Annotated in this window: 8 protein-coding genes; all 8 read left to right on the top strand. The window is 67.4% G+C overall.

All coding sequences use genetic code 11. The annotated features are described in order from the left end of the window. Positions 1–115: 115 nt before the first annotated feature. The 8 genes from QP552_RS13695 (at position 116) to QP552_RS13660 (ending at position 12,134) form a co-directional block, all read left to right on the top strand. A complete protein-coding gene (locus QP552_RS13695; RefSeq protein ID WP_286073879.1) occupies positions 116–658 on the top strand; it encodes a GNAT family N-acetyltransferase in 543 nt (180 codons plus the stop codon). 105 nt (positions 659–763) lie between these two features. Continuing rightward, positions 764–1,420 (top strand): glutathione S-transferase family protein, encoded by a 657-nt coding sequence (locus QP552_RS13690; protein ID WP_111111144.1) that lies wholly within the window; start codon positions 764–766, stop codon positions 1,418–1,420. A 77-nt stretch (positions 1,421–1,497) separates the two neighbouring features. Next, on the top strand, positions 1,498–3,777 hold the full coding sequence (locus tag QP552_RS13685) for a transketolase C-terminal domain-containing protein (RefSeq protein ID WP_111111134.1): 2,280 nt from the start codon (positions 1,498–1,500) through the stop codon (positions 3,775–3,777). A gap of 3 nt (positions 3,778–3,780) precedes the next feature. Next, positions 3,781–5,724, top strand: coding sequence for an asparagine synthase (glutamine-hydrolyzing) (gene asnB / locus QP552_RS13680; protein ID WP_286073878.1), 1,944 nt, complete (start codon positions 3,781–3,783; stop codon positions 5,722–5,724). A 66-nt stretch (positions 5,725–5,790) separates the two neighbouring features. After that, positions 5,791–6,351 (top strand): NAD(P)H-dependent oxidoreductase, encoded by a 561-nt coding sequence (locus tag QP552_RS13675; RefSeq protein ID WP_099603905.1) that lies wholly within the window; start codon positions 5,791–5,793, stop codon positions 6,349–6,351. Positions 6,352–6,698: 347 nt separating this feature from the next. Then, complete coding sequence (locus QP552_RS13670) at positions 6,699–8,129, top strand: replicative DNA helicase (protein ID WP_005410278.1); 1,431 nt, start codon at positions 6,699–6,701, stop codon at positions 8,127–8,129. A 172-nt stretch (positions 8,130–8,301) separates the two neighbouring features. Beyond that, a complete protein-coding gene (locus QP552_RS13665) occupies positions 8,302–10,545 on the top strand; it encodes a TonB-dependent receptor (protein ID WP_286073877.1) in 2,244 nt (747 codons plus the stop codon). Continuing rightward, the gene (locus QP552_RS13660; RefSeq protein ID WP_286073876.1) at positions 10,545–12,134 is read left to right on the top strand and encodes an alkaline phosphatase D family protein; all 1,590 of its coding nucleotides are present in this window, start codon (positions 10,545–10,547) and stop codon (positions 12,132–12,134) included. Before QP552_RS13665 ends, QP552_RS13660 begins: the two co-directional genes overlap by 1 nt. The last annotated feature ends 124 nt before the right edge of the window (positions 12,135–12,258 follow it).

The following is a 12,258-nucleotide window of genomic DNA, read 5'->3' as shown; positions in this document are numbered from 1 at the left end:
CCCTGCTGTACCCGACGGGCCGGCTCATGCCGGCCCGTTCTTTTGCGAGTGCGGGCATTCATCCGTGTGGACGCGGAATCCACCATCATGGTGGCCCCTTCGACATGGAGTCGGCATGAGCATCTTCGACCTGCGCATCGAAACAGAGCGCCTGATCCTGCGCCCGCTGCTGCGCGAGGACTACGAACCTTACCTGGCGTTCTGCGCCGACGAGGAAACGATGTGCACCCTGGGTGGCGTGCAACCGGCGTCGGTGGCATGGCGCGGTTTCTGCAGCCTGGCCGGCGCCTGGCAGCTGTTCGGCTTCTCGATGTTCAGCGTGATCGAAAAATCCAGCGGGGAATGGATCGGGCGGATGGGCCCCTGGCAACCGCAGGACTGGCCGGGTACCGAGGTCGGCTGGGGCATCCGCCACGCCAGCTGGGGCCGGGGCTATGCGCCGGAAGCGGCCGTCGCGGCGATCGACTGGGCCTTCGACACGCTGGGTTGGGACGAGGTGATCCATACCATCGCCGAGAACAACGACAACTCGCGGGCGGTCGCGCGCAAGCTGGGCAGCACGTTGCTGCGGATGGGCGAATTGCCGCCGCCGTACAACGACAAGCCCATGCAGATCTGGGGCCAGTCGCGCGAGCAGTGGCGGCAACGCGCGCGCTGAGCGCTGCCCGGTAGTGCCGGCATGCTGCACCCGCGCTTGGCATTCACCGGCGCACTTGCCAGACTGCACGCAGCCGGCCGCCGGCCGGATCCGATGGAGCAGGCAATGGTGGAAGAGCGCGTTCCGTTGACCGTGCATGGCATGTCGGTCTCGGGCAATTGCCACAAGGTGCGCCTGCTGCTGGAGCAGCTCGGCAGCCGCTATCGCTGGGTGGAAGTGGACAGTGCCCACGGCCAGACCCACACCCCTGAATTCCTGGCATTGAATCCGAACGCGAAGGTCCCGCTGATCGTCCGCGACGATGGTCGCGTGCTGACAGAATCCAACGCGATCCTGTTCTGGCTGGCCGAAGGCACGCCGTACCTGCCCAGCGATGGCTGGGAGCGCGCACAGGCATTGAGCTGGATGTTCTTCGAGCAGTACACGCATGAGCCGTGCGTGGCGGTGGCGCGCTTCATCCGCGGCTGGACGGCGCCTGATTCGCCGCGTCGCACTGAACTGCCGCGCCTGCACGAGCGTGCCGGCGCCGCGCTGGCAGTGATGGAGCAGCACCTGCGCCAGGCGCAATGGTTCACCGGCAGCGAGTACGGCATCGCCGATATCGCCCTGTTTGCCTATACCGATGTGGCGGGCGAGGGCGGCATCAGCCTGGAACCGTTCCCGGAAGTGCGTGCCTGGCTGCAGCGCGTGCGTGCGCAGCCGCGCTTCCTGCCGATGCCAGCGGTGACCGCCGAAGTGCGCACACGGTTCGAGGCGGCGTGATTCTCACTGAGGTGACCCCCACAGGGTAGCGCCGGGCCGCGCCCGGCGGAATGCAACAACGACACGGAGGGTGTTCGATGTTCGCTGTGGTTCCAGATCCGATCCCCGCCCGCATGCGCGTGCTCAACCGCGCCGATGTGTGCGACGTCAATTTCCTCGAGGCGGTGCGCGGTTGGCGCGGTACGCCGCGCCCGCGACCGGCGGCGGATGCACCGATCCTGCCGGGCAGTACGCTCACCGCCGCCGCGTTCGATGATCTGTTCGATTCGCAGCTGGCCAGCCGCCAGCTGGACCTGATGGCACGCGTACTGCGCGTGCAGAACAAGGTCTTCTACACCATCGGTTCTTCCGGTCATGAAGGCAACGCGCTGCTGGCGCGGGCCTGCAGGCACACCGATCCGGCGTTCCTGCACTATCGTTCCGGTGCCTTCATGGCCGAGCGTTCGCGGCAGGTGCCGGGCATCGACCCGCTGCGCGATGCCGCGCTCTCGTTCGCTGCCAGTGCCGAGGATCCGGCCAGCGGTGGCCGCCACAAGGTGTGGGGCAGCAAGCCGTTGTGGGTGCTGCCACAGACCTCGACGATCGCCTCGCACCTGCCCAAGGCGCTGGGCACCGCGCTGGCCATCGAGAGTGGCAAGCGCTTGGGGCAGGCACTGCCGGTTCCGCCCGACAGCATCGTGCTGTGCTCGTTCGGCGATGCTTCGGCCAACCACGCCACCGCGCAGACCGCCTTCAATACCGCGATGTGGTCGGCCTACCAGAAACTGCCGGCGCCGATCCTGTTCGTCTGCGAGGACAACGGCCTGGGTATTTCAGTGAAGACCCCGGAGGGCTGGATCGCCGAGCGCTTCAGCCGCCAGCCGGGGCTGGACTATTTCTTTGCCGATGGCCTGGATCTGGCCATCGGCCACGCGCAGGTACAGGCCGCGGTGGAGCACTGCCGACGCACCCGGCGGCCGACCTTCCTGCATCTGCGCACAACGCGCCTGATGGGCCATGCCGGTACCGACTTTGAAGTGGAATGGCGCGCGCTGCCGGAGCTGTGTGCAGCCGAAGCCCAGGACCCGCTGCTGCGTTCGGCGCAGATCGCGCTGGAATCCGGGTGGATGGATGCGGCCGCCATCGAAGTGGCCTACGAAACGATGCGCGCGCGCTGCATGGCCGCCGCCGCCGATGCCGAAAGCAGTGCGAAGCTGCAGTCGCTGCGGGAGGTGATGGCGCCGCTGGCACCGTACACGCCCGCAGCGGTGCAGGCAGAAGCGCAGCGCGAAGTCGCTGCCGAAGCGCGCGAGGCACTCTATGGCGGTGCCGAGGCATTGCCCGAACGACAGGCGCCGCGGCATCTCGCGATCCAGATCAACCATGGCCTGCAGGAACTGCTGGCCAAGTATCCGCAGAGCCTGTTGTTCGGCGAGGACGTGGCGCAGAAGGGCGGTGTCTACACCGTCACCAAGGATCTGCTGCGCCGCTTCGGGCCGCGCCGGGTGTTCAACACCCTGCTGGACGAGACCATGATCCTGGGCATGGCACAGGGCCTGGCCAACATGGGCATGCTGCCGATTCCGGAAATCCAGTACCTGGCCTACCTGCACAACGCCATCGACCAGCTGCGTGGCGAGGCCTGTTCGCTGCAGTTCTTCTCCAACGACCAGTACCGCAACCCGATGCTGGTGCGGGTGGCCGGGCTGGGCTACCAGAAGGGTTTCGGCGGCCATTTCCACAACGACAACTCGATCACCGCGCTGCGCGACATCCCCGGGCTGGTGGTCGGCTGCCCATCGCGCGGCGACGATGCCGTGATGATGCTGCGCACGCTGGCGGCGCTGGCGCGGGTGGATGGGCGGGTGGCCGTGTTCCTGGAGCCGATCGCCCTGTACATGAGCAAGGACCTGCACGCACCCGGCGATGGCCAATGGCTGTTCGACTACCCGGCCCAGGGCCAGGCGCTGGTGCCGGGCGAAGGCCGTGTCTATGGGCCGGAGGCTGGCGACCTGGTGATCTACACCTACGGCAACGGCGTGCCGATGGCGCTGCGCGCGGCGCCGGCGATCGAGCAGCAGATGGGCTGGCAGGTGCGGGTGGTGGACCTGCGCTGGCTGGTGCCACTGGATGCCGGCTTCATTGCCGCCCAGGCCGCCAGTGCGCGGCGTGTGCTGGTACTGGACGAAGGACGCCACAGCGGCGGAGTAGGCGAGGGAGTGGTCACCGCACTGGTCGAGGCCGGTTTCGGCCACCTGCCGCTGCGCCGGGTCTGCGGTGCCGATACCTATACCCCGCTGGCGGGGGCAGCAATGTTCGGGCTTCCAAGCGACAATGCAGTGATTGGCGCCGCCCTTGAACTGGCGCAGGAACCCTGATGCATGTGTGGATTGGCGGGAATGTTGTTGCCGGCGCCGGTGGCGTCGGCCGAGGTGCTGCAGGCGCAGGTCCTGGCCATGGGCGAGGCACTGCACCACCGCGGGCCGGATGATGGCGGCAGCTGGGTCGACGCCACGGCCGGAATCGCGCTGGCGCATCGCCGCCTGAGCATCCTCGACCTGTCGCCGCTGGGGCACCAGCCGATGGCCTCGGCCGATGGCCGTTACGTGATGGCCTACAACGGCGAGGTCTACAACTTCGCTGCCCTGCGTGCCGAACTGGAGCCGCTGGGGCACACCTTCCGTGGCCATTCGGATACCGAGGTGCTGCTGGCAGCGATCCTGCAGTGGGGTATCGAGGACACCCTGCAGCGCTGCAACGGCATGTTCGCCATCGCCTTGTGGGACCGCCAGCAGCAGTGCCTGTGGCTGGCCCGCGACCGCGTCGGCAAGAAGCCGCTGTACTACGGCTGGGCCGGTGACACGCTGGTGTTCGGCTCTGAACTGAAGGCGCTGTGGCAGCACCCGGCGTTCGACAACGACATCGACCGGGATGCGCTGACCCTGCTGCTGCGGCTGGATTACATTCCTGCGCCGCACAGCATCCACCAGCGCTGCTACAAGCTGATGCCCGGGCGCGTGCTGCGGCTGGACGCCGAAGCCGTAGCGGCGGGTGCGGCCGCGCACCGCCCGGAGCAGGCACAGCGCCCCTACTGGGATGCGCGTGCGCGCATGCAGGTCGCACTGGCGGCCCCGTTCCAGGGTCGCATCGAGGAGGCCGAGGAACAGCTGGACACGCTGCTGCGCGATGCGGTCGCGCTGCGCATGGTGGCCGACGTGCCGGTGGGCGTGTTCCTGTCCGGCGGTACCGATTCGTCGCTGGTGGCGGCGCTGATGCAGGCGCAGAGCGGGCAGCCGGTGCACAGCTTCAGCATCGGCTTCACCGATTCGGGCCACGACGAGGCACCGCTGGCCAGGGAACTGGCCACGCATCTGGGTTGCGACCACACCGAGCTCTACGTCAGCGGCGCGGATGCACTGGCAGTCGTGCCGCAGCTGCCGGCAATGTTCGACGAACCTTTCGCCGACGCTTCGCAGGTGCCGACCGCGCTGGTCGCGCGCCTGGCGCGTCAGGGCGTGACCGTGGCGTTGTCTGGTGACGGCGGTGATGAGCTGTTCTTCGGCTACACCCGCTACGTGCGCGCGCTGCGCAACTGGCAGATGCTGGGCCGCGTGCCGGGCCCGCTCCGGCGCTGGATGGGCGCGCGCGCGCAGCAGCAGGGCGAGGCCTCGCGGACCGGCGGACTGGCCGCGCTGCTGGCCGAGTCCGGTGCGCGTGGCATCGGCGACGTGTACCGCAACCGCATCTCGCGCTGGCGCGATCCGGCGGCGGCAGTGCCGGGCGCGCAGGCTGCCGGCAGCTTCTACGACCTGGCCGATCCGTTGCACGGCGCCGGCACACCGGCCGACGCGATGATGCTGGCCGATTACGTGACCTACCTGCCGGATGACCTGCTGTGCAAGGTCGACCGCACCTCGATGGCAGTCAGCCTGGAGGCACGCGCGCCGCTGCTGGACTGGCGCGTGGCCGAGTTCGCCTGGTCGCTGCCGCTGGGCTTCAAGCGCAGCGAAACCACCAGCAAGGTGCTGCTCAAGCGGGTTCTTGGCCGCTACGTGCCGCAGTCGATGGTGCACCGGCCCAAGCGCGGGTTCGGTGCGCCGGTCAGCGATTGGCTGAAGGGCGACCTGCGGCCGTGGGCCGAAGACCTGCTGCAGCCGGCACGCCTGGAGCGCGAGGGAGTGCTGTCGGCGTCGGCGGTGCAGCCGCTGTGGCAGCAGTTCCTGGGGGGGCAGCGCAAGTGGCATACCCACCTGTGGAACGTGCTGATGTTCCAGGCCTGGCAGGCGCATTGGCGGCAGGTGCGGGCCGGCGTGACCGGCGGCTGATCTTCACCGGACGGCACGGGCCCGGCGTCTAGGCTGGGCCTCCCGCACCGTGAGGAGTATGTCCCGATGTCCGTCCCCACCATCGCCGTGTTCGTCGGCAGCCTGCGCAAGGATTCCTGCAACCGCAAGCTGGCCCATGCGCTGGAGAAGATCGCTGGCGACCGCGCGCGCTTCCAGTACGTGCAGATCGGCGATCTCCCGCTGTACGACCAGGATTTCGATGGCCAGTACCCGCCGCAGGGCACCCGGCTGAAGGATCAGGTGCGTGCCGCCGACGCGGTGCTGTTCGTGACCCCCGAATACAACCGGTCGGTACCGGGCGTGCTGAAGAACGCCATCGACATCGGCTCGCGCCCCTACGGTGACAGTGCGTTTGCCGGCAAGCCGGCGGCGGTGATCGGCGCCTCCATCGGCCAGATCGGTACCGCCGTGGCCCAGCAGCACCTGCGCATCAGCCTGGCCTTCCTGGACATGCATGTGCTCGGCCAGCCCGAAGCGTTCATCCACTTCAAGGACGGCCTGATCGATGCCGACGGCACGATCCACAACGAGGGCACGCAGAAGTTCCTGCAGGGCTACGTGGACCGGTTCCTGGCGCTGATTGCGGTGCACGTCAAGGGCGATTGAGGCCGATGGGGTCAGAGCCCTCTGCTTCGCAGAGGGATCCGACCCCAACCACGCCCGGGGTCGGATCCCGGCGCGCAGCGACGGGCCCTGGCCCCACGTCCCGCTGAGCGGGCCAGAGCGCGTACGCTGCACGGAATCCGACCCGGGCCGCCTGATCTGCGATAATGCCCCGCTCGGGCGTCGCAACGGCGCCCGTCGCAGGCACTGCGACGCCCCCGCGCCAGAGTGGCCAGGCACTGGCGGATATCCCCCGTTACTCCACGGCTTATCCACAGGCTTGTCCATGGCTGCCGGGGTCGGCGCATGCCTACACTCGTCCGGCCCACTTTTGCAGGAAACACCGCAGCATGTCCGCTCGTTCCGGCTTCCGTTCCAACCGCAGAGAGCGCGGTGATGGCTTCGATCGCGATCGCGACGAATCGCGTATCGACCAGCTGCGCGTGCCGCCGCATTCGGTGGAAGCCGAGCAGGCGGTGCTGGGTGGCCTGATGCTGGCGCCGGAGGCCTATGACCGGGTCAACGATCAGCTGACCGAGGGCGATTTCTACCGCCGCGACCACCAGATGATCTACCGCGCGATCCGCGAGCTGTCCGAGCGTGAGCGGCCGTTCGACGCGGTGACCCTGGGCGAGTGGTTCGAATCGCAGGGCAAGCTGGAGCTGGTGGGCGATGGCGCCTACCTGATCGAGCTGGCGAGCACTACGCCATCGGCGGCCAACATCGTGGCCTATGCCGAGATCGTGCGTGACAAGGCGGTGCTGCGGCAGCTGATCCAGGTCGGCACCGACATCGTCAACGATGGCTTCCAGCCCGAAGGCCGTGACAGCAGCGAGCTTCTGGCATCGGCGGAAAAGAGCGTGTTCGCCATCGCCGAGCAGGGGGCACGCGGACGTACCGACTTCGTGGCCATGCCGGGTGCGCTGAAGGATGCCTTCGAGGAGCTGCGCAACCGCTTCGAGAACGGCGGCAACATCACCGGCCTGCCGACCGGCTACAACGACTTCGATGCGATGACCGCCGGCCTGCAGCCGACCGACCTGATCATCCTCGCCGCGCGCCCGGCCATGGGCAAGACCACGTTCGCACTGAACATCGCCGAGTACGCGGCGATCAAGTCGAAGAAGGGCGTGGCGGTGTTCTCGATGGAAATGTCGGCCTCGCAGCTGGCGATGCGCCTGATCTCCTCCAACGGCCGCATCAACGCGCAGCGCCTGCGTACTGGCCAGCTGGAAGACGAGGATTGGAGCCGCGTCACCAGCGCGATCAAGATGCTGAAGGAAACCAAGATCTTCATCGACGATACGCCGGGTGTGTCGCCGGAAGTGCTGCGTTCCAAGTGCCGCCGCCTCAAGCGCGAGCACGACCTGGGCCTGGTGGTGATCGACTACCTGCAGCTGATGAGCGTGCCGGGCAACAGCGAGAACCGCGCGACCGAAATCTCGGAAATCTCGCGTTCGCTGAAGGGCCTGGCCAAGGAACTGCACGTGCCGGTGATCGCGCTGTCGCAGCTCAACCGCTCGCTGGAAACACGTACCGACAAGCGCCCGGTGATGGCCGACCTTCGCGAATCGGGCGCAATCGAGCAGGATGCGGACATGATCGTCTTCATCTACCGCGATGATTACTACAACAAGGAAAATTCGCCGGACAAGGGCCTTGCCGAGATCATCATCGGCAAGCACCGTGGTGGCCCGACCGGTTCGTGCAAGCTGAAGTTCTTCGGCGAATACACCCGCTTCGACAACCTGGCCCACGACTCGGTCGGTTCGTTCGAGTAACGACCGTGCCGGCCGCCGGCCGGCACCACCACCCGGCCTGCAAACCATTCGAAACGCCCATCTTCCGTATGTGGCGTGTAAATGACATGTAACGCGACGCTTCTACGATTCCGCCGCTGCTGCCCTTCGACGCCGCCCTTCGGCGTCCAGCGTGCCCAAGGAATCCGCCCCCATGCCGTCCCACGCTCCGCTCCGCCGCAATCTGCTGGCCTTGCTGGTCTGTGCTTCGCTGCCGTCGCTTGCCGCCGCTGAAACCGCCCCCGCCACCGACGCACCGTCGGCCACCACGCTTGATTCGATCTCGGTGATCGGCCGCGGCGAAGCGCGCCAGGTCCAGCGCGTGACCGCCGAGGACATGAAGGTGCTGCCGCCCGGTGCCAACCCGCTGAAGCTGCTGGCGACCAAGCCGGGCGTGCATTTCGAATCGGCCGATGCCACCGGCGCCTACGAGTGGTCCACCACCATCAGCCTGCGCGGCTTCAACCAGAACCGCCTGGGCTACACGCTCGATGGCATTCCGCTGGGCAACATGGCCTACGGCAACAGCAATGGCCTGCACATCAGCCGCGCGGTGATCAGCGAAAATCTCGGCGGTGCCGAAGTCTCCACCGGCATCGGTGCGCTGGGTACGCCGTCCACCAGCAACCTCGGCGGTGTGTTCCAGTTCTATTCGATCGATCCATCCACCGAGTATGGCGTGGTGCTGGCACAGAGCTTCGGCAGCGACAGTGCGCGCCGCAGCTATGCGCGCCTGGAGACCGGTGAACACCAGGGTTTCGCCGCCTACCTGTCCGGCGTGTATTCCGAAGGCGACAAGTGGAAGGGCAAGGGCTCGCAGGAACTGAAGCAGTTCAACGGCAAGGCCACCTACAACTTCGGCGCGGACAGCAGGATCACCGCACTGTTCAACGCATCGCGCCGCGTCGAGGCCGACTACCAGGACCTGTCGCTGGAGATGATCGATCGCCTCGGCTGGGACTGGGACAACTACGCCCCGGACTGGGATCGCGCGGTGGCTGCCGCACGCGGCAAGTTCAGCGGCGGCGTCAACAGCCCGTGGGACGCGTATTACTCCGGCCACGGCCTGCGCAATGACGACCTGTCCAGCATTGCCGGCGATTTCGGCCTGAACGAGTCGATGCGCCTGAAGGTGAACGTCTACAACCACAGCAACCGTGGCCAGGGCCACTGGTTCAGCCCGTCCAATCCGTCCAACCCGGGCACCAGCCGCGAGATCCCGATCTCGATCCGCACCACCGAGTATGCGATCGACCGCACGGGCGTGACCTCGGCGTTCACCTGGAACGTGGCGGGCCATGAACTGGAAGCGGGCCTGTGGTACGAAGACAACGGCCACAGCGTGCAGCGCAACTTCTATTACATCGACGGCCCGATCACCGACGATTTCTTCCTGCGCAATCCGGACCAGCGCGTGTGGCACCAGCGCTACACCACCATCACCCGCCAGTTCTACGTGCAGGACCGCTTCCGCCTGTTCGATGACCGCCTGACCATCGACATCGGTGCAAAGTCGCCGAACACCCGCACCAGCGTGCGCACGCCGCTGGGCAGCTACGCCAACAACAGCAGCCTGACCTCGAAGAAGGGGTTCCTGCCGCAGGCCGGCTTCAACTTCAAGCTCAACGAAGGCAACGAGATCTTCGGTTCGTTCGCCAAGAACATCGCGGCCTATGCACTGGGCGTGGGCAGCCCGTTCAACGTGCCGCAGGCCGCATTCGATGCCAGCGCGAAGAACCTGAAGCCGGAACAGTCGCGCACCATCGAGCTGGGCTGGCGCGGCTACGGCCAGGGCTATGAAGCCTCGGTGGCGGTGTACGACGTGAAGTTCGACAACCGCCTGCTGGCCATCGCGCAGTGCGTGGGCATCCTCGGTTGCCCGGCGCTGTTCTCGAACGTCGGTTCGGTGACCAGCCGCGGCGCCGAGGCGACCCTGCAGCTGAAGCCGATGCAGGACCTGACCTGGTCCAACGCGCTGTCGTGGAATGACAGCACCTACGACAACGACTACGTGAACAACGGCGTGGTGCCGACCCGCGGCAAGAAGACCGTCGACACCCCGGAATGGATGTTCGCCAGCACCCTGGCCTGGACGCCGGGCCCGTGGGACCTGCGCCTGGCCGCCAACCATGTCGGCAAGCGTTACGTGACCTATACCAACGATGTGTCGGTGCCCAGCTACTGGCTGGTCAACGCTTCGGTGGCCTATGACGTCGGCAAGCTCGGCCCGGCACAGAACCTGACCGTGGCGCTGAACCTGACCAACCTGACCGACAAGCGTTACCTGTCCTCGATCAACACCAACGGCACCTACGCCGCCGACCCGACCCGCAGCCTGGCGACCATGCAGGTCGGTGCGCCGCGGCAGGTGATGGCCACCGCCACCGTGCACTTCTGATGCGCGGGCCTGTTGATCCGGAAAGCCGTCGTCGCCTGTTGCGCATGGCGTGGCAGGGCACGGGGGCAGCGATCGCACTGGCGGCGATGCCGGGGCTGGCTACGGCCGGCCCACGCCCGCGGTTGGGACGTGATCCGTTCACCCTGGGCGTCGCTGCCGGCGATCCGGATCCGCAGGGGGCCGTACTGTGGACGCGTCTGGCGCCGGACCCGCTCAACGGCGGCGGCATGCCGTCGCGGGCGGTGCCGGTGCGCTGGTTCGTGGCCGAAGACCCGGGCATGCGCCGGCTGGTGCAGCGTGGCGTCGCTGCCGCGGTGCCGGAGCTGGCCCATTCGGTGCATGTGGAGGTCAACGGCCTGCGCCCGGGCCGTGACTACTGCTATCGTTTCGCCTGCGATGGCGATGAGGAAAGCGCAGTCGGTCATTTCCGCACCGCGCCGCTGCTGGACACGCAGCTGCAGCAGCTGCGGCTGGCGCTGTGCACCTGCCAGGCCTGGAACAGCGGCTACTACCCGGTGCTGCGTGACATTGCGCAGAGCGACGTCGACCTGGTGCTGCATGCCGGTGACTACCTGTACGAGTACAGCCCGCTGCAGAACGCGCGCGGACGCACGCTGGATGCCGGGCGCTTCAGCGGCGAGACCGTCAGCCTGGAGCGCTATCGCGACCAGTATGCGCTGTACAAGCTCGATCCCGATCTGCAGGCCGCGCACGCCGCACACGCGTTCGCGGTGATCTGGGACGACCACGAAGTGCAGAACGATTACTCCGGCATCCATCCGGAGAAGCCTGGCGTCTCGACGGAGGACTTCATCGTTCGCCGCGCGGCGGCCTACCGCGCGTTCTACGAGCACCTGCCGATGCGCAGCACGCCCGCCGGCAATGGTGGCCTGCGCGTGCATCGGCGCCTGCGTTACGGCGACCTGGCACAGCTGACCCTGCTCGACTGCCGCCAGTTCCGCCCGGCCAATCCCTGTGGGGTGGGCGAGTCGCCGCGCTGCGAGGCGGCCCTGGACCCGCGCATGAGCATGCTGGGCGTGGGCCAGGAAGCCTGGTTCGCGCAGTCGATGGCGGCCGCACGCAGCACGCGCTGGAACGTGGTGGTGCAGCAGCTGCTGATGGCGCAGCTGCGGCTGGACGGCGGCACGCCACGCGAACGTTTCTGGAACGATGCCTGGGATGGTTATCCGGCGGCACGCAACCGCCTGCTGCAGGCGATGCAGGCGGGTGGGCAGGGTAATGCCATCGTGCTGGGCGGGGACTGGCATTCCACCTTCGTCAACGACCTGAAGCTGGACTTCGATGCCGCCAGTGCGCCGGTCGTCGCCACCGAATTCATCGCTCCGGCGATCAGCAGCGGCGGCGACGACACACCGTATGGACCGTATTACGGGCCATCAATACCGCAGAACCCGCACATCCGTTACTTCGACGGCGACCGCCGCGGCTGGTGGAAGCTGCAGCTGAACCGCCAGACCGTGGACGCCGAGCTGCGCTTCGCCGACAGCGTGCTGCGCGCGGATGCGCCGGTGCGTACTGCGGCGCGCTTCCAGGTCACCCACGGCCGCCCGGGGGCCGTGCCGGTGTAATGGCGGGTGGGCACCCCTTCGGCGGGTGCGGACCTCCTCGGTGGGTGCGGACCTCCTCGGTGGGTGCGGACCTTGGTCCGCACACTCAGGCCACCCGCCGGGCATGGCCCGGCGCTACTGGGCA

Source organism: Stenotrophomonas sp. 59 (genome assembly GCF_030291095.1).
Taxonomy (GTDB): Bacteria; Pseudomonadota; Gammaproteobacteria; order Xanthomonadales; family Xanthomonadaceae; genus Stenotrophomonas; species Stenotrophomonas maltophilia_Q.
This window is presented reverse-complemented; position numbering and strand designations above follow the sequence as displayed.